A 22221-nucleotide genomic window follows, 5' to 3' on the forward strand; every position below is an offset into this window, starting at 1 on the left:
CTTGAAAGTGATAAGATAGTAAAGATGAATTTTAGTGGGGGGAGTATCCATTGAAAATAAGTTTAGGATTGATTTACGGCGGAAAGTCAGCCGAACATAATGTATCACTGCAAACAGCCCTTGCAGTTACAAAAGCACTTAACACTGAGAAGTTCGATATACATCCAATTTATATTACAGAAGAGGGTGAATGGTTAAGAGGAGAAAAACTCACTGAACCAGTATCAAACGTCAAAATGCTTCAATTTGAACAGAACGCAAAGACGTTTTTACCAACTTCTTTAAATGAAAGCATGTTTCCACAGCCTGCAACGGCTGAGGAGAAAATTGATGTTGTCTTCCCGTTGCTGCACGGACCAAATGGAGAAGATGGCACAATGCAAGGATTACTTGAACTGTTAAATATCCCGTATGTCGGCAACGGCGTTCTCGCGTCTGCTGCGGGTATGGATAAAGTCATGATGAAAGATGTTTTTGCACAAGCAGGACTTGCACAAGCAAAGCACCTTTCCTTCAATAAAAAAGACTTTGAGAAAGCGACAACAGAAAGCTTAGAACAGGTGGAACAAGTACTTGGCTATCCATGCTTTGTGAAACCTGCCAACATGGGATCAAGTGTTGGAATTAGCAAATGCCGCAGTAAAGAAGAGCTGCAAACTGCATTCGACCTCGCTTTCCAATATGATCGTCGTGTGGTCGTAGAAGAAGGCGTTGTTGGAAGAGAAATTGAGATTGGTGTATTAGGCAATGATGAGCCAAAATGCTCTGTCGTTGGCGAGATTGCACCTAAAACAGATTTTTATGATTACAAAGCAAAATATGAAGATGGCGATACAGATTTGATCATTCCTGCTAGTGTGTCAGAGGATGAATATAAGACGATTCATGACATGGCGATTAAGGCATTTAAAGCCCTTGATGGATCTGGTCTCGTACGTGCAGACTTCTTCCTTACAGAAAAAGGTGAAGTGTTGATCAATGAAGTGAATACAATGCCTGGATTCACACCTTTTAGTATGTTCCCATTACTTTGGAAGCACACTGGTGTAGAGTATCCAGAGTTGATTGAAAAGCTGGTGTCACTTGCAATTGAACGCCATCAAGAAAAACAAACCATTAAAACAACTTTTTAATGTGAGCAGCAAGCAGACACTATCCTTAGGTAGTGTCTCTTTTCCTTCAAACGTGAAATGAGAAAGAGAGGCGAAAAATCATGATCAAACGTACAGTGAAACAAATCGCCCAAATGGCTGGTGGAACCCTATCTAATCAAGCTTTTGGCGAAGAGCAGATTCACGGAGTGACAACAGATACACGAAAAGTATCAGACGGCGCACTGTTTATCCCGCTTATTGGAGAACATTTTAACGGTCACACATTTGCTTCAAAAGCAGTAGAGCTTGGAGCATCAGCTGTTCTATGGAATCAAAAAGAAGCCAATCCGCCAGAAGGCGTTCCTGTTATTCTTGTAGAGGATACACTAGCTGCGCTTCAACTGCTGGCGAAATCATACTTAAAAGAAGAAAATCCTCGTGTTGTCGGTATTACAGGAAGTAATGGGAAAACCACAACAAAAGACATGATTCATTCCGTCTTGCAAACAGCGTATCAAGTTCATAAAACAGACGGTAACTTTAATAATCATATCGGTCTTCCGCTCACCATTCTTGCAATGCCAGAAGGAACCGATATTGCGGTTTTGGAGATGGGTATGAGTGCAAAAGGCGAAATCGAATTTTTATCAGACCTCGCTGAGCCGGATGCAGCAGTCATCACAAATATCGGGGAATCTCATATGCAAGATTTAGGATCAAGAGAAGCCATTGCCGATGCAAAATATGAGATCGTAAAAGGCTTAAAAGAAGACGGCGTCTTTTATTACCTAGGTGATGAGCCATTGCTTCGAGAAAGATCAAGTTCACTTTCTCAGCGTGTAAAAACCTTTGGAGAAGCAGAGGACTGTGATATCAAGGTAACGCACATCAACCAGCTTGCAGAAGGAACAGAATTTCAAGTAGAAGGGTATGCCCAGGGTTTTCTCATTCCTGTATTAGGGAAACATAATGTGAAGAATGCACTTGCTGCTATTGCAATAGGTCAGCATTTTGGGCTGAATGAAAGACAAATTGCCCAAGGACTGATGCAAACGAAGTTGACAGGGATGCGTCTTGAGCTGTTTAAAACAGACAAAGGAATCACTGTCATCAATGATGCGTATAATGCAAGTCCTACTTCTATGAAAGCCGCCATTGATCTTGTGGGGGATATGGACGGCTTTGCCAATCGTATTCTTGTACTTGGAGATATGCTCGAAATGGGCAGCGAAGAAGAAACGTATCATTATGAACTTGGCCGTTACATCAAGCCAGAATTTATTGATCATGTCATGACGTATGGCCGCCTAGGTGCATTTATTGCTGAAGGAGCAAAAAAATCATTCGGGGCTGAGCACGTATTCTCCTTTATGGACAAAGAGGACCTGAAGAAAAAACTAGCTGAAGTGGCAGGGCCTGACGATGTTGTGCTTGTCAAAGCCTCACGCGGTATGAGATTGGAAGAAGTCATTACTGCACTATAAAAGTGAGAAGGTGACAGAATGATTGGCTGTTTATGTATTCACGGTTTTACTGGTGCCCCTTATGAAGTAGAACCGCTGGCGCAATATTTAAAACAGGCGGCAGATTGGAATGTGCAGTCTGTCACGCTTCCGGGGCATGGGGATGAGCTGCAGTTAAAAGGCATTCTTTATCAAGAATGGATAGCGACAGCTGAACTCGAACTTCTATCCCTTTACCGGACTTGTGACACCGTGTATTTGGTCGGCTTTTCTATGGGCGGAATGATTGCTTCTTACTTAGCGGCGAAGTACCCAGTTGCCCGCCTTGTCCTTTTAAGTGCTGCAGCCAAATATGTGAACCCAAAACAAATGATGCAAGACACACGGCAGATGGTAAAGGAGTCCCTGTCAGGGATTGTTGATACAAACCCTTTATATGATCGATATCGCCATAAGCTCACAAGCACGCCGCTGTCAGCTGCGATAGAATTTATGAAGCTGGTAAAGCAAACGAAGAATTCGCTTGAGAAGCTTCATCTGCCTGTGTTAATTGTTCAAGGTGAAAGCGACGGGATTGTGCCTGCTTCAAGTGCAGAATTTATTTATCATAAAGTCCCGTCTCGCCAGAAAGAAATGTTTTATTTGCCGGATTGTAAACATCATGTTTGCCATGAGCCATGTGCCCAGCAATTGTTTGAGAAAGTAGAACATTTTCTAAAAAAAGCAATTTAATATATAGAAAAGCTAAAATGTGGCTAAACTAATATAAATTGAATCCCACTTGTTAAAATTTGCATCATTTTTGTCGAATGAGTGACAGGCCTATGGTACAATAGGAAAGAAAAGGTGGTTGATTCGATTGTTTCAATATGACGGAAAAACCTTTATCCCGCAGTCTAATTCGAGTAACGGAGAAGTATCAGCAGCAACCATATTTCAATATCGTCAGGACGGGAATATATTAACGGGCACATATCAAGGCGGCAGTATTATATCTGGCGTACTTGTAGGAACTGTGAATGAGGATGGAACACTTCATTTTAGATACCACCATGTAAGCAAGGACGGCAGCATGAGAAGCGGGTCTTGCGATTCCACTCCTAAGCAGCTGGATAACGGAAAAATTCAACTGTTTGAAAAGTGGAAATGGATGGACGGAGATCAAAGTGAAGGTGAATCTGTCATTGTAGAGCAGTAGATATATCCATTTCTGTCTTGTTGAAAAACAAATAGTGTAATGGTAAGATATAAGGTAGGGTAATTCGGGCTTTGTATATAATGGACCTGTCCTTTCAGAAAAGGGCAGTTTTTAATGATCATTCACGAGATTACTGAAACAGCAATTAGAAGGAGTTTGAATAAATTGACTATAACGTTTCAAGATTTTCAATTAAGCGAAAGTCTCATGAAGGCTATTAACCGCATGGGATTTGAAGAAGCAACACCGATTCAAGCAGAAACGATTCCTCTCGGTCTTCAAAATAAAGATGTCATCGGACAAGCACAAACAGGTACAGGAAAAACTGCAGCATTTGGTATTCCTCTGGTTGAAAAAATCGACCCAGCGTCTCCAAATATCCAAGCGATTATTATTGCGCCAACAAGAGAATTAGCGATTCAAGTATCTGAAGAGCTATATAAAATCGGCCAAGACAAGCGTGCACGCGTACTTCCTATTTACGGTGGACAAGATATCGGCCGTCAAATCCGTTCGCTCAAGAAAAATCCTCATATCATCGTAGGGACTCCAGGACGTTTACTCGATCACATTAACCGTCGTACAATGCGTCTTCAAAATGTTGAAACAGTCGTGCTAGATGAAGCAGACGAAATGCTAAACATGGGTTTCATCGAAGACATTGAAGCGATCCTTTCAAATGTACCAAGTGAACACCAAACACTTTTATTCTCTGCGACAATGCCTGCACCAATTAAGCGCATTGCAGAGCGTTTCATGACAAACCCAGAACACGTAAAAGTAAAAGCGAAAGAAATGACTGTATCTAACATCCAACAGTTCTATTTGGATATTCACGAACGTAAGAAGTTTGATACATTGACTCGTCTTCTTGACATTCAATCACCTGAGCTCTCAATTGTCTTCGGCCGTACGAAACGCCGTGTTGACGAATTGACTGAAGCACTTAACCTAAGAGGTTATACAGCTGAAGGAATTCATGGTGACCTGACTCAAGCAAAACGTATGGTTGCGCTTCGTAAATTCAAAGAAGGTTCAATCGATGTGCTTGTCGCAACAGACGTTGCAGCACGTGGACTTGATATCTCAGGCGTCACACACGTGTATAACTTCGACGTGCCGCAAGATCCAGAAAGCTATGTACACCGTATTGGACGTACTGGACGTGCTGGACGTACAGGTATGGCGATGACATTCATCACACCACGTGAAAAAGATATGCTTCGTGCGATTGAGCAAACGACTAAACGTAAAATGGATCGTATGAAAGAACCTACACTTGATGAGGCAATTGAAGGACAACAGCAAGTAACAGTTGACCGTCTACGCACGATCATCAGTGAAAACAACTTGAACTTCTACATGACAGCTGCTGCTGAATTGCTGGAAGATCATGATTCTGTAACAGTGGTTGCAGCTGCTATCAAAATGATGACAAAAGAGCCGGATGCAACGCCTGTTCGTTTGACAGATGAAGCACCAATGATTTCAAAACGTCATCGTAACAACCGCAGCTCTTCTAAACGCAGAGACGGCGGCGGTGGCGGAGGCTACCGTGGAAAAGGCAAGAACAGCCGTTCATCTTATGGTGATAAAAAGCGTTCTTCAAATGACCGCAATCGTTCTTCTAACGATCGTCGTCAAAAGAAATCTTATAACAACTAATACAAGAGCGAATCCTTTGCAGGGTTCGCTTTTTTTAACAGGCTAAAATTGAAACTTTTTAGGCTTTGTTACGTAATATATTGATAGAAAAGTAAGAGAATGGGGGAAGAGTGTGAGAAAACAGCCGCAACGTCAAATTAGTCTAAATGGTTTAAAGGTATGGCGTCTTCAAAATGGAATTATCTCATTGATTTTCTTACTCATCATCATTGGGGTATTTGTTGCTAGCTACTATTTTCAATGGCCATATTGGATTGGAGCGATTCTTTCTGGTTTATGGGTCTTACAGGTCATCTTTGGCATTTGGCTCATACCAAAAATCCGCCATCACATCTGGCGCTACGAAGTATTTGAAAATGAAATTGAAATACAGCATGGTCTCTTTCGCGTCACACGTGTCATTGTGCCGATGGTTCGTGTTCAGCATGTTGATACATCACAAGGACCGCTTTTAAGGCGCTATCGTTTGGCCTCTGTTCAAATTTCGACTGCTGCCACAGTTCATGATATACCGGCGCTAGAATTAGAAGAGGCAGATGAGCTTCGTGATTACATATCTCGTTTAGCAAGGGTGACGGAAGATGATGTCTGAACCAAAACGTGTACATCCTATCTCGATGTTCATTGATTTTATATCAGATGCTGTATCCATGATTAAAAACTTCATTATCCCTTTTTTCGTGTTGATTTTTGTGAACTCGAATTCGAGCATTCGCTTTTATGCATTTATCATTCTTGGTGTGCTTCTTTTATGGAAAGCCGTATATACCATTTTAGAATGGAGACGATTCACCTACCGGATGGAAGACGATGAATTTCGTGTGGAATCGGGTGTAATCACGAAAAAGAAAAAATATATCTCGTTAGAACGAATTCAAACAGTCAATACAAGTGAAGGTATTTTCCAACGGATTTTCGGTTTAGTGCGGGTTCAAATCGAAACGGCAGGCGGTACGGATGGTCCAGAAGTGAGCCTGACCGCTATTACAAAAGCAGAAGCGGAACAATTAAAGCAGTCGATTTTCAACCGGAAGAAAAGCTTGCAGGAAGAAGAAATGACGGATGAAGCAGGAGAGCTGTATGGCCATTTGGCTGCCCAGAAACCTGTGCAGGAAGAAATCAATGTCTCCTATCGTATGGGTGTGCCAGAATTGCTTTTGGCTGCGACCACTTCAAACGGTATCGGGGTCATTATATCCGGGTGTCTTGCCATTTACACGCAAATAGATGAAATTCTCCCTTTGGACGGGTTCTTCAAGAAGTTCTCTTTTTTAAGTCATGCGAGCGTTGAAATTTATGCGATTTTGATATTTCTTGCCGTATTGATCGCGTGGATCCTGAGTGTTGGGGTAACAGCGCTTCAGTATGCGAATTTTGCTGCAAAGCGAAAAGGGAATGACATCATCATTACAAGAGGTCTCATCGAGAGACATCAAATGACCATTCCACTTGCGAGAATTCAAGCAGTGAAAATCAAAGAGAATATTATCCGTGAGCCTTTTGGCTTTGCGACAGTGATGCTTGTTAGTGCAGGAGGTTCGATTACAGAGAAAGAAACCTCTTCCGTCTTATTTCCGCTCATTCGGAAGAAAAAAATAAATGAATTGCTGTCCCAATTCACGGATCATTATCATGTTGCACCAGAAACAGAGCTGAAAAAGGTGCCAAAGCGTTCACTCAAACGCTACCTGATCTCATATGGCTTTGTGCCGTTACTTGTAGGTGTTATCCTGTCGGTGCGCTTTCCGCCATGGGGATATTTGGGACTCATTCCGTTACCACTTGCTCTATTCTTTGGCTATTTAGCTTATAAACAATCAGGATATACAATCAAAGATTCATTGATTCAACTGACATCAAGAGGCATTGGCAAGACCACTGGCATTGTCTTGAGAAAACGAATGCAAAACTATACGATGACGCAATCTTTTTTCCAAAAGAAAGGCCGGGTCGCAAGTATTCACACCTTTGTAAAATCCTCCGCGCTGCTTGATTCCTTTGGTGTGCATCACCTTGAGGAAGAAGATGCTGCACGTGTATTTGATTGGTATTCGTATGAAAAAAATCAATCGTCTTAAACGAAAAATGTCGATCAGCTCCAGCTCAAGGAGTGATCGACATTTTTTATGAGATTAATAGCGTCTTTTTTTCGAATGGAAGAACAGCGTAATAGGTGCTAGAATCATACCGCCGATCAATCCAAACAAGTGAGCCATGATATTGATGTTCGAATTGACGAAGGTCATGATGACAGAAACAGCAAGAATCGTTAAAATCACTTGTGAATTGCCGCGGTCCATCATGTGCGGTTTAAATAGGACAAGGTATAGATACACCCCAAATAAACCAAAGATCGCACCAGAAGCGCCAACGTGTACATACTCTAAAGGCTCCACCCAATAGGTCCCGAGATTGCCAATGAACCCTGCACCAAGATAAATGATTAGAAATCGAACCTTCCCTAGCAAATGTTCAAGCGCTGGGGCGAATAAGAAAAGGGACATAGAATTAAATAAAATATGCGTGAGACTTCCGTGGAGAAAAATAGGTGTGACGAGCCGCCACCATTCCCCAGCCGCTACACCATAGTTGAAACCGACGAGATGATCCTGTCCAAGCTGTATAATAGGGATAGGAATCGCAAATATAAGCCACAGGCCGATTTGTAAAGCGAGGATCGCTGTTACGATTGGATACGATTTAATAAATTGTTGAAAGCTCTCCGTTCGAATAAACATAACAAACCCCTTTTGACTAGATAATGGTAAGTTTATAGTAACACGTTTATGAAGAGAACACTCAAATTAGTACGAGTATCATAGGAGGTACCTCATGATCAAAGGAATAGGCATTGATATTGTAGAGATCGACAGACTATCGCGAGTGCTCAGCAGACAGCCCCGTTTACCAGAACGAATTTTGACTTTAAGTGAACAGGATGTCTTTCGTACACTCAGTGAAAAAAGACAGCTGGAATTTTTGGCAGGACGTTTTGCGGCAAAGGAAGCTTTCGCTAAAGCATACGGAACCGGAATCGGTCAGTATTTAAGCTTTCATGACATAGACATTCAAAAAGACGATAAGGGAAAACCCTTCATCAAAAGCAAGAAAGCGGAGGGAGATCAGGTTCATGTGTCCATTACTCATACAAAGGAATATGCTGCTGCACAAGTTTTAATTGAAAGGTTGTCAAGCTAGTCTGCATATTGTTTGTCCCCCCTTCATATATTGGGTAGTGCGATAAGGAAGGGCGAGTTGCTAACAGGCTTTGATGGTTCGCGGTACGCAGTTAACTCTTGAGGCGTACTGTTAAAGTCAAACAAGCGGTTTCTTCCTTTTAACACAATTAACGAAGGGGTTGAAAAGGGTGAGAAAAAGCTTTGTTTTGCTTGTAACGGGAATCCTTTTTGTACTGATTCTCTCCGCATGCGGTCAAAAATCTCAGCAGGATATCGTTGGAGATTTAAACAAAAAGGCAGAGGAAATGACATCATACAAAGCCAAAGCAAAAATGACCATTGAGACAGGAAATGACCCGCAGGAGTACCAGGTAGAAATTTGGTACAAAAAGCCGGAGCTTTACCGTGTCTATTTAGAAAATCCGAAAAAGGATCAGAGTCAAGTCATTTTAAGAAACGGCAATGGTGTGTTTGTGCTGACACCTTCATTGAACAAGAGCTTCCGTTTCCATAGCGATTGGCCGAATAATAGCAGTCAAGTCTATTTATTCGAATCACTCGTGAAGGACATTAAGAATGACAGTGCAGCTCAGTTCAAAGCGAAAGAGTCAAAGTATGTGTTCGAAACGAAGACCAATTATCAGCACAATCAAATGCTGCCTACCCAAGAGATTACCTTTCATAAGAAAACAATGGCGCCTGCCAGTGTAAAAGTGCTGGATAGCGACAAAAAGCCAATGGTGAAAGTGGAATTCTCTCACTTTGAATTCAATAAATCCTTTGACAAAGATGCATTTGATGAGAAGAAAAACATGACACTCTCTCAAATGGATGTTGCCACAAGTGCAGACCCATCTGACAGCTTTGCGGTGAAAACACCAGTTGATATGCCAGAAGGCGTGAAGAAGATGGAAGAGAAAGAAATGACGACAGATGCTGGGAAGCGTTATGTGATTACGTACGGCGGCAAGAAATCCTTCACACTCATCCAGGAAAAAGCGAGAGTAGCGGAAGCATCTACGCCTGTCACGATGAACGGCGAGCCGGTCGATCTTGGTATGACAGTAGGGGTTCTGACAGAACAATCTCTCTCATGGACTTCTGACGGAGTTGACTACTTAATTTCCTCAAGTGATCTATCGAAGGAAGAGCTGTTGATGGTCGCAAAGAGTGTAGAAGGCCAGTCAGCTAAATAAATGAGGTTCTCAGGCGGAAAGCCTTGATAAATGCAGCATCAGCCCTGTGCAAGGGCTGATTTTCTTTGATTTGTTTCACATTATTCTTGATTTTTAGTATCATATGAGGGGATTGAATCATTCAATAGGGAAGTGTGACTGATGGACACAAATGCCTTTTATAGAGACACATGGGCAGAAATTAATTTAACAGCAATCAAGCACAATGTTTCACATATGAAAGATCATATCGGTCAAAATGTTCAACTGATGGCTGTTGTGAAAGCCAATGCATATGGACATGGAGATATAGAAGTGGCAAGAGCTGCCCTCAAAGCAGGAGCAGACTTGTTAGCTGTAGCCTTTTTAGATGAGGCCATTTCTTTAAGAAATAAAGGTATCAAAGCACCGATTCTTATACTCGGCGCAGTGCCGCCGGAGTATGTCAAAACCGCTGTTCGATACAATGTAATTATGACCGCTTACTCCACCAGGTGGCTGAGGGAAGTCGTCGATATGGTGAAAGGGCAGATGGGACAACCCATTCGTTTTCATTTGAAAATAGACAGCGGAATGAACCGTTTAGGTGTGAAAACGTTAGAGCAAGTGAATGAAGTAAAGAAGCTTGTCAGCGAGCATTCTTATTTACAGCTGGAAGGAGTATTTACTCACTTTGCGACCGCGGATGAAAAGGATGAGAACTATTTTGATCGGCAGGTCGACACCTTTCAAACCCTGCTTCAGCCGCTTCATACGGAAAAACTGCTTGTTCATTGTGCCAATAGTGCAGCAGGATTAAGGTTTAAAGAAGTGTTATTTAATATGGTTCGCTTCGGCATCAGTATGTACGGGCTGTCACCGTCAGAGGAAATCAAAGATGAACTTCCTTTCAAGCTGGAAGAAGCCATGTCGCTTCATACAAAGCTTGCCCATGTAAAGCTCATTCAAAAGGGTGAGAGTGTCAGCTATGGGGCGACGTATACAGCTAATCAAGATACGTGGATCGGTACGGTACCAGTCGGCTATGCAGACGGGTGGATTCGGAAGCTGGCAGGTACGGAAGTACTTGTTGGCGGAAAGCGCCGGAAGATTGCAGGAAGGGTATGTATGGATCAATTCATGGTTGAACTGAAAGAGAACCTTCCAGTAGGGGAGCCAGTCGTTTTGATTGGTGGACAAGGTGAAGAAATGGTATCAGTCGATGAAATTGCAAAAAGGCTTGAAACCATTAACTATGAAGTCACATGCTCCATTGGACACCGCGTCCCAAGAGTATATATAGAGGACGGCAAAAGGGTGCATGTGCGGAATCCGCTGCTTCAAGGCGGGCCAAGCTTTTTCTAAACAGCTTTCACAGGAACGATCGTCAAACTGACATCGTTCCTTTTTATTCTACAAAGAAGGGGTAAACATTCTCCCTTTTTTAGAGATTTTGGAAATACCGTATGATTTTCGGAAAAAAGCGTATAATGTGAAAGAGGAACTCCATTATCATCTTTGATTTACGGGTGAACAGCCGCTTCATGTTCTAATAAGAAATCATGAAAAAACAGCTTTGCTTGCGCATTGAATAATGGTATGATTAGTCTTGGAATGGATCGAAACGGTATCCGTAAGTTTTGTGGAGGTGTATGTTTTTTGTCTGAATCCAGCGCAACAAACGAAATGAAGATTCGACTACCGGAGGCTTTGATGTCTGAAATCGAACGAGTAGCAGAGCAGGATAAGGTAACAAGAAATGAATTGATCTACCGAGCGACAAAAACGTATATTCGTGAACGTAATATTCGACAAAATCGTGAATCGATGAGACGCGGCTACATGGAGATGGCGAAAATTAATCTGAATATCTCTTCAGAGGCACAATACGCAGAATTTGAGGCTGAGAATACAGTTGAGCGATTAGTCAGCGGGGGTTAAACATTTGATTGTTAAACGCGGTGATGTTTACTTTGCTGATTTATCTCCTGTTGTTGGCTCCGAGCAGGGCGGGGTTCGCCCAGTATTGGTGATTCAAAATGACATTGGAAATCGCTTCAGCCCGACTGCTATCGTTGCAGCCATAACAGCCCAAATACAAAAAGCGAAATTACCGACTCACGTCGAAATTGATGCAAAGCGCTACGGCTTTGAACGAGATTCTGTCATTCTCTTGGAGCAGATTCGTACAATCGATAAACAAAGATTGACAGATAAAATCACACATCTTGATGATGAGATGATGGAGAAGGTTGATGAAGCCTTACAAGTTAGTTTGGCTCTTATTGATTTTTAATATGGTGAGATTTGGTTGCTCTCGTGAGAGCAACTTTTTTTTGTGTTCAATTTTTATTAACGTTATAATGAAGAAAGAATAAAAGAAGTGCTGTTTATGTACGTAGGGGGTAAAACATGTCGAATCATATCGTGTTAGCTTTCGCAAGGGAGCATCAAGAGGAATTACAAAAAGAGTGGACGGACATTTTTAGACGACTCGGAGAAAAAGAAACGGACATGATGCTGAACGACAAAATGTATGAAACCATCTGTTCGGAATATGTTCAACTAATCATTACATCTCTTTCAGAGGGGTATAATGAGGATTTTGAAGAAAAAGTGCAAACTCTTGCTTTAAACATTGTTCAAATGGGTATATCACTTAAGTTACTGGCAAATGGTCTAACTGAAATCCGTACACATTTATATCAAAAAATGAACGATGACAAAGATACAACAGAAGAAAGTCATGACCTCATCTGGCAAATCGACCAATTCATCACACCAATTCATAACGAGATCTTAAACCAGTATTCCATCTCATGGGAGAAAACAGTCAGCCTTCAAAAAATTGCGCTGCAGGAACTTTCTGCCCCGCTAATCCCTGTATTTGAGCACATCACCGTCATGCCGCTTGTTGGAACAATTGATACAGATCGTGCGAAAAAAATTATGGAGAACCTGCTCAATGGTGTCGTCAAACATCGCTCACAGGTCGTCTTAATTGATATTACGGGTGTCCCGGTTGTTGATACAATGGTAGCCCACCATATCATTCAAGCGTCTGAGGCTGTGAGATTAGTAGGTGCGAAGTGTTTGCTTGTCGGTATTCGCCCAGAAATAGCCCAAACCATTGTGAACCTTGGAATTGATTTATCTCAAGTTACAACAAAGAATACCCTTCAAAAAGGAATTCAAACTGCTTTGGAAATGACAAATCGAAAAATTGTTTCATTGGAGGGATAACCTAGTGAGAAATCACCCGAAGATTCCAATCTTAAAATTATATAACTGTCTTCTGATTTCAATACAGTGGGAACTTGATGATCAGACAGCTCTCCACTTTCAAGAAGACTTGTTGAATAAAATTCATGAAACAGGAGCAAACGGTGTTGTCATTGACCTTACATCCGTCGACATGATTGATTCCTTTATTGCAAAGGTATTAGGCGATGTCATCACGATGTCCAAGCTCATGGGGGCAAAAGTTGTATTAACAGGAATACAGCCAGCAGTCGCTGTGACGCTGATTGAACTTGGAATATCGCTTGAAGAAATTCAGACAGCACTAGATCTTGAACAAGGGCTTGAGACACTGAAGCGGGAATTGGGGGAATAGATATGAAAGACCAATCCTGTGTAAGAATATTGACGGAATGGGACATAGTCGCAGCAAGACAATTGGGGCGCAATGTTGCAAAAGAACTTGGATTTGGAACAGTTGACCAAGCAAGAATTACGACGGCCATTTCAGAATTAGCTCGAAACATCTATTTATACGCTGGTAAAGGTCAGATTTGTATAGACGAAGTGATGGAGCGCGGAAAGCGTGGACTCAAAGTCATCGCAGCCGATGAGGGCCCGGGTATCATGGATATACGTAAAGTAATGGAAGACGGATTTTCAACATCAGGCGGACTCGGAGCAGGTCTTCCGGGTGTCAGAAGACTGATGGATGAATTTAAATTAGACTCTGCACCAGAACAAGGAACGGAGATACAAGCTGTTAAGTGGCTTCGCTAGGAGGGAAACCATGGATTTTAAGGAGGTAATGGAGCAGCGGTACCATCAGCTGCTCAGTCGTTATATCAGTGATTTAACTGAAACATCGCTTTATCAAGCTCAAAAATTTAGCCGTAAAACCATTGAGCATCAAATACCTCCTGAAGAAATAGTGAGTGTTCACCGAAAAGTGATTCAGGAGCTTTACCCTGATTTGCCGGAAGATGTTTTTCATTCACTAGACTTCTTAATTGAAGTCATGATTGGGTACGGACTTGCTTACCAAGAACATTTAACACTCAGAGGCATCCAGCAAGAAATAAAATCTGAAATCGAAATTGCTGCAAATGTTCAGCAAACCCTTCTGGAAACGAAAATTCCAGAAGGAGATACCTTTGATATTGGTGCGATTAGTGTACCGGCAAAACAGATGAGTGGAGATTATTACCACTTTGTAACGGATCACGATACAATCAATATCGCGATCGCAGATGTCATTGGAAAGGGAATCCCGGCAGCGCTCTGTATGTCGATGATTAAATATGCGATGGATTCCTTACCAGAGTCAGGGAGCGGCCCAACAAAGGTACTGAAAACCCTGAATCGTGTAGTCGAGCAAAATGTAGATCCAAGTATGTTTATCACGATGTTCTATGGCAGCTATAATAAAGAAACGCATGAGTTTAAATACGCATCGGCTGGTCATGAGCCGGGCTTTTTCTATTGCAAAAAAGAGGACAAATTTTACGATTTAGAAGCGAAAGGGCTTGTCCTCGGGATTGCACCAGACTTTGATTACAGACAGTATGAGAAGCATTTAGACATAGGAGACATGGTGATCTTATTCTCTGATGGGGTCACAGAATCCAAGTCAGAGGACGGTTTCCTAGAGCGGGAAGACATCAAAGCACTCATATCAGAGCACCTATCCTACTCAGCTCAAGAAATGGTGGATGCCATCTACGCCAGCTTACTCAAACTGCAGGATTTTCAGCTGCACGATGACTTTACTTTACTTGTTCTCAAAAGAAAGGTTTAGAAAGTGAACATGCGGGTATATAAAACTTTAGGAAACAAGAATTTCGAGGTGAATGCATAATGAATATGTCTGTAAAAGAGCATCAAATAGATCAAAAAACGAAAATCAGTGTCAGCGGAGAAATCGATGTGTACTCCGCTCCTCAGCTAAGAGAAACGCTCATGCCTAAAGCAGAGGCGGGAGAGCATCTTGAAATCTGTCTAAAGGATGTTACGTATATGGATAGTACAGGTTTAGGTGTATTCGTTGGGCTGTTTAAAGCGGCTCAAAAAGCAGGTGGAACATTAAAGCTTGAGAACTTGTCAGAACGGCTTGTAAGGTTGTTTGAAATCACTGGATTAAAGGACATCATTGACATTTCTGCAAAGTCAGAGGGTGGGGTACAATGAACGAATCAGTAGATCTAATCGAGATGAAAATACCGGCAAAACCAGAATATGTAGGCATCATTCGTTTGACTCTTTCAGGTGTAGCGAGCCGGATGGGCTATGCCTATGAAGAGATTGAAGACTTAAAAATTGCCGTCAGTGAGGCCTGTACAAATGCAGTTCAGCATGCCTACAAAGGTGAAGACGGCGAAGATGGAGAGGTAGCTGTTCGCTTTCTTGTCTACGCGGATCGTCTAGAAATCATTGTCGCTGACAAAGGCGGTAGCTTTGACTTTAAGCAAAAACAGGAAGACTTGGGACCGTACACATCTGCTCATACGGTGGATCAATTGGCAGAAGGAGGTCTTGGTTTATACTTAATGCAAACATTGATGGATGAAGTCGAGGTGCAAGCAAACTCCGGAGTTACCGTGGCGATGACAAAGTTTTTAAACAGGGAGCGAGTTGACCATGACACAACCATCCAAAACTATGAAACTAACTAAAGATGAAGTAGATCGCCTCATCCAAAGCTATCAAACCAATCAAGACGAGCAGGCGCAGCTCACGCTGGTCGAATGCTATACAAACTTGGTTGATATGCTGGCGAAAAAATATTCTAAAGGAAAAAGCTTTCATGAGGACCTCAGACAAGTTGGAATGATTGGTTTACTTGGCGCCATTAAACGATACGACCCGCTCGTCGGTAAATCATTTGAAGCCTTTGCTATTCCAACCATCATCGGGGAAATCAAACGCTTTTTACGAGATAAGACATGGAGTGTCCATGTACCAAGGCGGATCAAAGAGCTTGGACCAAGAATCAAAATGGCAGTCGATCATTTGACAACAGAGACACAGAAATCACCTAAAGTCCAAGAAATTGCAGAATATCTGGATGTAACAGAAGAAGAAGTACTTGAAACTATGGAGATGGGCAAAAGCTATCAAGCACTGTCTGTTGACCAAGGCGTAGAGGCTGATTCTGAAGGAAGTACTGTGACGATTTTAGACGTTGTCGGCTCACAGGAAGAAGGCTACGAACGTGTGAATCAAAAAATGATGCTTGAGAGTGTGCTTCATGTGCTGTCGGATAGAGAAAAAGAGATTATCAATCTGACTTACTTGCAAAATAAGAGTCAGAAAGAGACAGGCGATTTACTCGGCATATCCCAAATGCATGTATCGAGACTGCAGCGGAAGGCAGTGAAAAAACTGCGAGATGCATTATCAGAAGATGCGTCTATGGAGCTAGGGTAATGAAACAGATTGAACAGCATGAGCATGTAAACGCCATTATCTATCAATCGAATAAAGAAGGAAAACCATGCTGCGGGGACAGTTTTTTTATTAAAGCAGATGATGAAGAACTAATTTGTGCTGTAGCAGACGGATTAGGCAGCGGCCAGTACGCCAATGAATCATCTTCTTTAGTCAGCGAAATTGTCGAAGAATATGGACATGAGGATGTGGCGACCCTCATCGACAGATGCAATCAGGCCATGAAAAATAAACGCGGTGCCACAGCTGCGATCTTAAAGGTGAATTTTTCCCAGCAGCAATTTACCTATTGTTCGGTTGGTAATATTCGTTTTATCTTGAATGCACCTTCTGGCGACTATATTTATCCACTTCCGACATCAGGATACTTATCAGGGAAACCTAGAAAATATAAAACATACACCTATTCCTACGAAAAAGGATCGATATTCATTATGTATTCAGACGGACTGAATGTGCCAAACATGCGCATGTGTTTAAAGCATGGACATTCAGTTGAAGACATCGCCAAACAGCTTGAAACATACACACAAGACAAAAAGGACGATCTCACCTATGTACTTGGTCAGCTCACGTAAAATAGCTGACCTTTTTTCTGTTTTGCCGGTTTTTTTGATACACTAAAAGAGAAGACACAGTGAGAGGATGCAAAGTATGAAGACATCTGACTTTTTATTGAAACAAATTGCGACAGAATTAAAGCTTTCAACGAAACAAATTGAAAGTGTGATCAAGCTTTTAGAGGATGGCAACACCGTCCCGTTTATTGCCCGTTATCGGAAAGAGCAGACAGGCTCACTGGATGAGGTGCAAATTCAAACCATTTCAGAGCGCTATACATATATCCAAAATGTCACGAATCGAAAAGAAGAAGTCATTCGCTTAATTGCTGAACAAGACAAACTAACCGATGAATTAAAACAGAAAATTGAACAAGCTCATAAACTGCAAGAGGTCGAAGATTTATACCGGCCATTCAAACAAAAGCGCAAAACAAAAGCGAATGTAGCCAAAGCAAAAGGGCTGGAGCCGCTGGCGGAATATTTACTCACGCTGCCAAGCGATCAGATCGAGAAGAAGGCAGCTGCTTTTATGAATGAAGAAAAAGAAGTGACGAATGTAGAAGAGGCACTTGAGGGTGCGCAGCACATCATTGCTGAACAACTGGCAGATGATCCTGATATGCGAAAATGGATTCGCAGTGAAACGTACCAAAAGGGCAGTCTGGTCACATCAGGAAAAGACGTCGAAAGCGATGAGAAAAACGTCTATGAAATGTATTACGATTATCAAGAGCCAATCAAAAAGATTGTCCCGCACCGTGTACTAGCGGTCAACCGTGGGGAGAAAGAGGGCATTTTAAAGGCAGCCATCGAACCACCTGCTGAAAATATTCGCTTCTATCTCGACAAACAAGTTCTAAAAGGCAAACAGACGACGGCGAGACCGTTTATTGAAGCAGCAATCGATGATGCATATAAACGTCTCATTCAGCCTTCCATCGAACGAGAAATACGAAAAGAGTTGACAGAAAAAGCAGAGGAACAAGCGATTCATATTTTTGCTGAAAACTTAAGAAAACTGCTGCTTCAACCGCCGATGAAAGGGAAGCGTGTACTTGGAGTCGATCCCGCATTTCGGACAGGCTGCAAATTAGCCGTCGTGGATGATACAGGCAAAGTCCATCATATTGGCGTCATTTACCCGCATCCGCCCGTGCAGAAAAAAGCGGAAGCGAAACAAAAAGTGAAAGAGATCATTCAATCATCGAACATTGAAGTCATTGCGATTGGAAACGGAACAGCCTCAAGAGAGACAGAACAATTCATTGCAGACTTGATTCAAGAGCTGGATCAGCCGGTGTCCTATTTGATCGTGAATGAAGCAGGAGCAAGTGTATACTCCGCATCTGCACTTGCGCGAGAAGAGTTTCCAGATCTGCAAGTTGAAGAACGAAGCGCCATTTCAATCGCTAGAAGATTACAAGATCCTTTAGCAGAGCTCGTGAAAATTGATCCGAAGTCTGTTGGTGTGGGCCAATACCAGCATGACGTCAGCCAGAAGCAATTAAACAGCTCGTTAACCTTTGTGGTAGAAACAGTCGTCAACCAAGTTGGTGTAAACGTCAATACCGCCTCACAGGCGCTGCTGCAATATGTGTCAGGCCTTTCAAAAGCCGTCGCTGAGAATATCATCAAAAGGCGCGAAGAGATTGGGAGATTCACAAGCAGAAAAGAATTGAAGGATATTCCAAGGCTCGGTGCTAAAACATATGAGCAGTGTATCGGTTTCTTGCGTATTACAGACGGACAAGATCCGCTTGACCGTACAGGCATTCACCCAGAGAGCTATAAAGAAACAAAACAGTTTTTACGCATGATCAACATGACGCCAGACGATCTTGGCACAGAGCAGTTAAAAGAGAAAATTGCTGAAGTGAAACTGGACGAAGCAGCAGAACAGCTAGATATTGGGACAATTACACTGCAAGATATCATCGATCAGCTCACAAGACCTGAGCGTGATCCGCGGGATGAAGTACCAAAACCGCTGCTCAAAACAGATGTATTGAAATTGGAAGACTTGAAGCAAGGAATGGAGCTGCAAGGAACGGTAAGAAACGTCGTAGACTTTGGCGCATTCGTTGATATTGGCGTAAAGCAGGATGGGCTTGTGCATATTTCCAAACTAAGCAATCGTTTTGTGAAGCATCCGCTTGACGTTGTATCAGTTGGTGACATTGTGACCGTCTGGGTGGACTCGGTTGACCAGGCAAAAGGCCGCGTTGCCCTCTCCATGCTGAAACCAGAGTAAACAAAAAACGAGGCGCACCTTAGGATGGGGTGTGCCTTGATGTGACTGAATGTTTTTTTCTATAAAAGTACCAGCATTGATTCAGCAATTTGATTTGATAATGATTTTTCTCATAAAATGCCTTCTGCATCTGATTTTTCAGCCAGTTGGGCATCGCCCATTCCTCCTTTGATCGAAACAGTGGGTGTATCTTCAATGTATGCATAGGGGAAATTGTCCCGTTCGAGGTTTTTATAGAAAGGAACGATCTTGATTGAACGAGAGAGAGTTACAGCAGTTAACAGAGCACATTTCCCAGCAGTTCTTTGGCAAGACATTCCGCCATCAGGCTGTTTTTAATGAACGGTTAAAAACGACAGGCGGACGATATTTACTTGGTACACACAATATCGAACTGAACCGCCGATACCTAGAGGAGCATGGACGAGAAGAATTAATCGGGATCATCAAGCATGAGCTGTGTCATTATCATCTACATCTTGAGGGAAAGGGCTATCAGCATCGCGACCGTGATTTTAAAGAGTTATTAAAACAAGTAGAAGCCCCGCGTTTTTGTACACCGCTTAAGACCGTACAAAAGAAGCGACGTGCGGGGAAACGCCATGAATACATTTGCACAGGATGCGGCCGGTCTTTTATCAGAAAAAGACGGTTTGATACCTCTCGTTATGTATGCGGCGTCTGCAAAGGGAAATTAAAGTGGCAGAGCACAACCGATTCATTATGATAAGCATTCCTCTAAGGGGATGCTTTTTTTGTTCCATTAGATGTGTGGACATATGGAGACAAAAAGAGACGCATGTCTCATTTTGTCTCTTTTTTCATCGGTGTGATTCGGTCAAAGCCAAAGTGTTCAAGTATCTTCATGTTGGCACGATTTTTGCTTGTATAGTAGTGCAAGCAAAAAAGGATAGGAGGTTTTACCAAATGGAAAAGGCATTGACTAAAGAAAAAGCCGTATGGATGTATCAAAAAATGCAGGAAATCCGCCAATTTGAAGATCGAGTACACGCGCTTTTTACAAAAGGAATCTTGCCAGGGTTTGTCCATCTTTATGCTGGCGAAGAAGCTGTTGCCGTAGGAGTCTGTGCACATCTGAATGAAAAAGACAGTATTACAAGTACCCACCGCGGCCACGGCCATTGTATAGCGAAGGGCTGTGATCTAAAAGGAATGATGGCAGAAATCTATGGAAAAGCCACAGGTCTTTGTAAAGGCAAAGGCGGATCCATGCACATTGCAGATTTTGATAAAGGAATGCTTGGTGCCAACGGAATTGTTGGAGGGGGCTTTCCTCTTGCGTGCGGGGCAGCCCTCACAGCCAAATATAAAAAGACAGAAAATGTAAGCGTTTGCTTTTTTGGGGATGGTGCAAACAATCAAGGGACTTTCCACGAAGGAATCAATCTCGCGGCCATCTGGAAACTGCCCGTCATTTTCATCGCAGAAAACAATGGGTACGGAGAAGCGACACCATTTTCCTATGCTTCAAGCTGCAAATCAATCGTCGATCGAGCGGCCGGTTATAACATTCCTGGGATTCAAGTAGACGGAAAAGATGTGATGGCCGTTTATCAAGCCGCAGAACAAGCAATTGAACGAGCGAAAAATGGAGAAGGTCCGACATTGATTGAATGCATGACATATCGGAATTATGGCCATTTCGAAGGAGACGCCCAGCGTTACAAAACCAATCAAGAAAAAACAGAACATCAAGAAGAGAGGGATGCGATCACTCTTTTTAAAAATGAATTGATCAAGCAGCAGCTGCTGACGAATGGAGAGCTATCAAATATTGAAGCGGCAGTAACTGAAGCGATAGATGAAGCCGTTCAATTCAGTGAAGAAAGTGAATATCCAGATCAGACCGAATTATTGACCGACGTGTATGTTTCGTATCAATAAATCAGAAGGAGGAGAGGAAAATGACAAGAGAAATCAGCATGTCTAGTGCATTGAATGAAGCGATTAAGCTTGCCATGAGAAGAGACGAGGATGTCATTTTAATGGGGGAAGATGTTGCTGGAGGCGCTCATGTAGATCACTTACAAGATGATGAAGCATGGGGCGGCGTGCTCGGTGTAACGAAAGGAATCGTTCAGGAGTTTGGACGTGAGCGAGTCCTTGACACACCGATTAGTGAAGCTGGCTATGTAGGTGCGGCCATGGCAGCTGCTTCCACAGGGCTAAGGCCAATTGCAGAACTCATGTTTAATGATTTTATCGGCACCTGTCTGGATCAAGTGCTGAATCAAGGGGCTAAATTTCGATACATGTTTGGCGGAAAAGCAGAGGTGCCAATCACGATCAGAACGACACATGGAGCGGGTTTTAGAGCAGCTGCTCAGCATTCGCAAAGCTTGTATGCGCTATTTACAAGCATCCCTGGATTGAAAGTGGTGGTGCCTTCTTCACCATACGATGCCAAAGGATTGCTACTAGCAGCCATCGAGGATCAGGACCCTGTCATCTTTTTTGAAGACAAAACGCTTTACAATATTACAGGAGATGTTCCGGAGCGATATTACACGCTGCCGCTTGGCAAAGCAGATGTGAAAAGAGAAGGCTCAGATGTGACCATTTTTGCAGTAGGCAAACAAGTTCATACAGCACTCGAAGCAGCAGAACAATTAGCTGCCCAAGGAATAGAAGCCGAGGTGATTGATCCTAGAAGCTTGTCACCGCTCGATGAAGAGGCCATTCTGACTTCAGTAGAGAAAACGAATCGGCTTGTCATTGTGGATGAAGCAAATCCGAGGTGCGGAATTGCCGCAGATATTTCTTCTCTGGTTGCGGATAAAGGCTTCGATTTACTCGACGCTCCAATCAAAAAAGTGACGGCTCCTCATACACCGGTCCCATTTTCACCACCGCTTGAAGATATATATTTGCCGACACCTGATAAGGTTGTGAACACTGTCTTAGAGATGGTTGGAAAAAGTCATGACAAGATCTTGAACTAAAGAA

The 22221-nt window shown here is 42.6% G+C and carries 26 protein-coding genes; 24 read left to right on the forward strand and 2 right to left on the reverse strand.

What is annotated here, in order from left to right; translation table 11 throughout:
* Nucleotides 1-50: 50 nt before the first annotated feature.
* The 7 genes from OIT90_RS14990 (at nucleotide 51) to OIT90_RS15020 (ending at nucleotide 7498) form a co-directional block, all read left to right on the forward strand.
* A complete protein-coding gene (locus tag OIT90_RS14990; RefSeq protein WP_474892692.1) occupies nucleotides 51-1133 on the forward strand; it encodes a D-alanine--D-alanine ligase in 1083 nt (360 codons plus the stop codon).
* A gap of 80 nt (nucleotides 1134-1213) precedes the next feature.
* Complete coding sequence (locus OIT90_RS14995; RefSeq protein ID WP_474892693.1) at nucleotides 1214-2578, forward strand: UDP-N-acetylmuramoyl-tripeptide--D-alanyl-D-alanine ligase; 1365 nt, start codon at nucleotides 1214-1216, stop codon at nucleotides 2576-2578.
* Between the two features lie 18 nt (nucleotides 2579-2596).
* On the forward strand, nucleotides 2597-3289 hold the full coding sequence (locus OIT90_RS15000) for an alpha/beta hydrolase (RefSeq protein ID WP_058837372.1): 693 nt from the start codon (nucleotides 2597-2599) through the stop codon (nucleotides 3287-3289).
* A 127-nt stretch (nucleotides 3290-3416) separates the two neighbouring features.
* Entirely contained in the window at nucleotides 3417-3755 is a 339-nt protein-coding gene (locus OIT90_RS15005; protein ID WP_474892694.1) for an avidin-fold protein, read from the forward strand.
* A 165-nt stretch (nucleotides 3756-3920) separates the two neighbouring features.
* Nucleotides 3921-5420, forward strand: a complete 1500-nt coding sequence (gene cshA / locus OIT90_RS15010) for a degradosome RNA helicase CshA (RefSeq protein ID WP_024427371.1) — start codon at nucleotides 3921-3923, stop codon at nucleotides 5418-5420.
* Nucleotides 5421-5532: 112 nt separating this feature from the next.
* Nucleotides 5533-6012 carry a PH domain-containing protein gene (locus tag OIT90_RS15015; RefSeq protein WP_039176703.1) on the forward strand — a complete coding sequence of 160 codons (480 nt, stop codon included), beginning with the start codon at nucleotides 5533-5535 and terminating at the stop codon, nucleotides 6010-6012.
* Nucleotides 6002-7498 (forward strand): PH domain-containing protein, encoded by a 1497-nt coding sequence (locus OIT90_RS15020; RefSeq protein ID WP_474892695.1) that lies wholly within the window; start codon nucleotides 6002-6004, stop codon nucleotides 7496-7498. The genes OIT90_RS15015 and OIT90_RS15020 overlap by 11 nt, the downstream gene beginning before the upstream one ends.
* 54 nt (nucleotides 7499-7552) lie before the next feature.
* Here OIT90_RS15020 and OIT90_RS15025 read toward each other — a convergent pair whose 3' ends face one another.
* Nucleotides 7553-8158 carry a rhomboid family intramembrane serine protease gene (locus OIT90_RS15025; protein WP_126681956.1) on the reverse strand — a complete coding sequence of 202 codons (606 nt, stop codon included), beginning with the start codon at nucleotides 8156-8158 and terminating at the stop codon, nucleotides 7553-7555.
* Nucleotides 8159-8252: 94 nt separating this feature from the next.
* On the opposite strand from OIT90_RS15025, the gene acpS reads away from it, so the two are divergent.
* The 14 genes from acpS (at nucleotide 8253) to OIT90_RS15095 (ending at nucleotide 19254) form a co-directional block, all read left to right on the forward strand.
* Entirely contained in the window at nucleotides 8253-8618 is a 366-nt protein-coding gene (gene acpS / locus OIT90_RS15030; RefSeq protein WP_474892696.1) for a holo-ACP synthase, read from the forward strand.
* Nucleotides 8619-8778: 160 nt separating this feature from the next.
* Nucleotides 8779-9795: an outer membrane lipoprotein-sorting protein gene (locus tag OIT90_RS15035; protein WP_474892697.1), complete on the forward strand. Its 1017-nt coding sequence runs from the start codon at nucleotides 8779-8781 to the stop codon at nucleotides 9793-9795.
* Nucleotides 9796-9936: 141 nt separating this feature from the next.
* The gene (alr, locus tag OIT90_RS15040; protein ID WP_064498172.1) at nucleotides 9937-11118 is read left to right on the forward strand and encodes an alanine racemase; all 1182 of its coding nucleotides are present in this window, start codon (nucleotides 9937-9939) and stop codon (nucleotides 11116-11118) included.
* Between the two features lie 294 nt (nucleotides 11119-11412).
* Nucleotides 11413-11694: a hypothetical protein gene (locus OIT90_RS15045; protein WP_003214273.1), complete on the forward strand. Its 282-nt coding sequence runs from the start codon at nucleotides 11413-11415 to the stop codon at nucleotides 11692-11694.
* Nucleotides 11695-11698: 4 nt separating this feature from the next.
* Nucleotides 11699-12049, forward strand: a complete 351-nt coding sequence (gene ndoA, locus OIT90_RS15050) for a type II toxin-antitoxin system endoribonuclease NdoA (protein ID WP_024425388.1) — start codon at nucleotides 11699-11701, stop codon at nucleotides 12047-12049.
* A gap of 116 nt (nucleotides 12050-12165) precedes the next feature.
* Nucleotides 12166-12996 (forward strand): RsbT co-antagonist protein RsbRA, encoded by an 831-nt coding sequence (locus OIT90_RS15055; RefSeq protein ID WP_039176712.1) that lies wholly within the window; start codon nucleotides 12166-12168, stop codon nucleotides 12994-12996.
* Nucleotides 12997-13000: 4 nt separating this feature from the next.
* Nucleotides 13001-13369, forward strand: a complete 369-nt coding sequence (rsbS, locus tag OIT90_RS15060) for an RsbT antagonist protein RsbS (protein ID WP_003214235.1) — start codon at nucleotides 13001-13003, stop codon at nucleotides 13367-13369.
* Between the two features lie 2 nt (nucleotides 13370-13371).
* The gene (locus tag OIT90_RS15065) at nucleotides 13372-13773 is read left to right on the forward strand and encodes an anti-sigma regulatory factor (RefSeq protein WP_024425390.1); all 402 of its coding nucleotides are present in this window, start codon (nucleotides 13372-13374) and stop codon (nucleotides 13771-13773) included.
* A gap of 10 nt (nucleotides 13774-13783) precedes the next feature.
* Nucleotides 13784-14791 (forward strand): PP2C family protein-serine/threonine phosphatase, encoded by a 1008-nt coding sequence (locus OIT90_RS15070; RefSeq protein WP_039176714.1) that lies wholly within the window; start codon nucleotides 13784-13786, stop codon nucleotides 14789-14791.
* 59 nt (nucleotides 14792-14850) lie between these two features.
* Nucleotides 14851-15180 (forward strand): anti-sigma factor antagonist, encoded by a 330-nt coding sequence (locus OIT90_RS15075; protein WP_017358393.1) that lies wholly within the window; start codon nucleotides 14851-14853, stop codon nucleotides 15178-15180.
* Nucleotides 15177-15665 carry an anti-sigma B factor RsbW gene (gene rsbW, locus OIT90_RS15080; RefSeq protein ID WP_039176716.1) on the forward strand — a complete coding sequence of 163 codons (489 nt, stop codon included), beginning with the start codon at nucleotides 15177-15179 and terminating at the stop codon, nucleotides 15663-15665. Before OIT90_RS15075 ends, rsbW begins: the two co-directional genes overlap by 4 nt.
* Nucleotides 15631-16419, forward strand: coding sequence for an RNA polymerase sigma factor SigB (gene sigB, locus OIT90_RS15085; protein ID WP_024427378.1), 789 nt, complete (start codon nucleotides 15631-15633; stop codon nucleotides 16417-16419). Before rsbW ends, sigB begins: the two co-directional genes overlap by 35 nt.
* Complete coding sequence (locus OIT90_RS15090) at nucleotides 16419-17018, forward strand: PP2C family serine/threonine-protein phosphatase (protein WP_039176718.1); 600 nt, start codon at nucleotides 16419-16421, stop codon at nucleotides 17016-17018. Before sigB ends, OIT90_RS15090 begins: the two co-directional genes overlap by 1 nt.
* A gap of 76 nt (nucleotides 17019-17094) precedes the next feature.
* Nucleotides 17095-19254, forward strand: coding sequence for a Tex family protein (locus OIT90_RS15095; protein ID WP_474892698.1), 2160 nt, complete (start codon nucleotides 17095-17097; stop codon nucleotides 19252-19254).
* A 19-nt stretch (nucleotides 19255-19273) separates the two neighbouring features.
* On the opposite strand, the gene cmpA is transcribed toward OIT90_RS15095, so the two are convergent.
* Nucleotides 19274-19408, reverse strand: coding sequence for a cortex morphogenetic protein CmpA (cmpA, locus tag OIT90_RS15100; RefSeq protein WP_008346893.1), 135 nt, complete (start codon nucleotides 19406-19408; stop codon nucleotides 19274-19276).
* A gap of 99 nt (nucleotides 19409-19507) precedes the next feature.
* Here cmpA and OIT90_RS15105 point away from each other — a divergent pair, with 99 nt between their 5' ends.
* The 3 genes from OIT90_RS15105 to OIT90_RS15115 all read left to right on the forward strand — a co-directional run bounded on the left by OIT90_RS15105 (nucleotide 19508) and on the right by OIT90_RS15115 (nucleotide 22217).
* Nucleotides 19508-19981, forward strand: coding sequence for a SprT family protein (locus tag OIT90_RS15105; protein ID WP_474892699.1), 474 nt, complete (start codon nucleotides 19508-19510; stop codon nucleotides 19979-19981).
* 200 nt (nucleotides 19982-20181) lie between these two features.
* Entirely contained in the window at nucleotides 20182-21159 is a 978-nt protein-coding gene (locus tag OIT90_RS15110) for a thiamine pyrophosphate-dependent dehydrogenase E1 component subunit alpha (RefSeq protein WP_064498168.1), read from the forward strand.
* A gap of 20 nt (nucleotides 21160-21179) precedes the next feature.
* Nucleotides 21180-22217, forward strand: coding sequence for an alpha-ketoacid dehydrogenase subunit beta (locus OIT90_RS15115; protein ID WP_008346887.1), 1038 nt, complete (start codon nucleotides 21180-21182; stop codon nucleotides 22215-22217).
* The last annotated feature ends 4 nt before the right edge of the window (nucleotides 22218-22221 follow it).

The sequence above is a fragment of the Bacillus sp. ABR genome (assembly GCF_056172715.1).

Bases quoted from the DNA above. Each gene is read 5' to 3' on its own strand.
- OIT90_RS14995 (WP_474892693.1), top strand. From the start codon at position 1,214: ATGATCAAACGTACAGTGAAACAAATCGCCCAAATGGCTGGTGGAACC.
- OIT90_RS15000 (WP_058837372.1), top strand. From the start codon at position 2,597: ATGATTGGCTGTTTATGTATTCACGGTTTTACTGGTGCCCCTTATGAA.
- OIT90_RS15020 (WP_474892695.1), top strand. From the start codon at position 6,002: ATGATGTCTGAACCAAAACGTGTACATCCTATCTCGATGTTCATTGAT.
- OIT90_RS15025 (WP_126681956.1), bottom strand. From the start codon at position 8,158: ATGTTTATTCGAACGGAGAGCTTTCAACAATTTATTAAATCGTATCCA.
- acpS (WP_474892696.1), top strand. From the start codon at position 8,253: ATGATCAAAGGAATAGGCATTGATATTGTAGAGATCGACAGACTATCG.
- alr (WP_064498172.1), top strand. From the start codon at position 9,937: ATGGACACAAATGCCTTTTATAGAGACACATGGGCAGAAATTAATTTA.
- OIT90_RS15055 (WP_039176712.1), top strand. From the start codon at position 12,166: ATGTCGAATCATATCGTGTTAGCTTTCGCAAGGGAGCATCAAGAGGAA.
- OIT90_RS15065 (WP_024425390.1), top strand. From the start codon at position 13,372: ATGAAAGACCAATCCTGTGTAAGAATATTGACGGAATGGGACATAGTC.
- OIT90_RS15070 (WP_039176714.1), top strand. From the start codon at position 13,784: ATGGATTTTAAGGAGGTAATGGAGCAGCGGTACCATCAGCTGCTCAGT.
- OIT90_RS15075 (WP_017358393.1), top strand. From the start codon at position 14,851: ATGAATATGTCTGTAAAAGAGCATCAAATAGATCAAAAAACGAAAATC.
- rsbW (WP_039176716.1), top strand. From the start codon at position 15,177: ATGAACGAATCAGTAGATCTAATCGAGATGAAAATACCGGCAAAACCA.
- sigB (WP_024427378.1), top strand. From the start codon at position 15,631: ATGACACAACCATCCAAAACTATGAAACTAACTAAAGATGAAGTAGAT.
- OIT90_RS15090 (WP_039176718.1), top strand. From the start codon at position 16,419: ATGAAACAGATTGAACAGCATGAGCATGTAAACGCCATTATCTATCAA.
- OIT90_RS15095 (WP_474892698.1), top strand. From the start codon at position 17,095: ATGAAGACATCTGACTTTTTATTGAAACAAATTGCGACAGAATTAAAG.
- cmpA (WP_008346893.1), bottom strand. From the start codon at position 19,408: ATGCCCAACTGGCTGAAAAATCAGATGCAGAAGGCATTTTATGAGAAA.
- OIT90_RS15110 (WP_064498168.1), top strand. From the start codon at position 20,182: ATGGAAAAGGCATTGACTAAAGAAAAAGCCGTATGGATGTATCAAAAA.
- OIT90_RS15115 (WP_008346887.1), top strand. From the start codon at position 21,180: ATGACAAGAGAAATCAGCATGTCTAGTGCATTGAATGAAGCGATTAAG.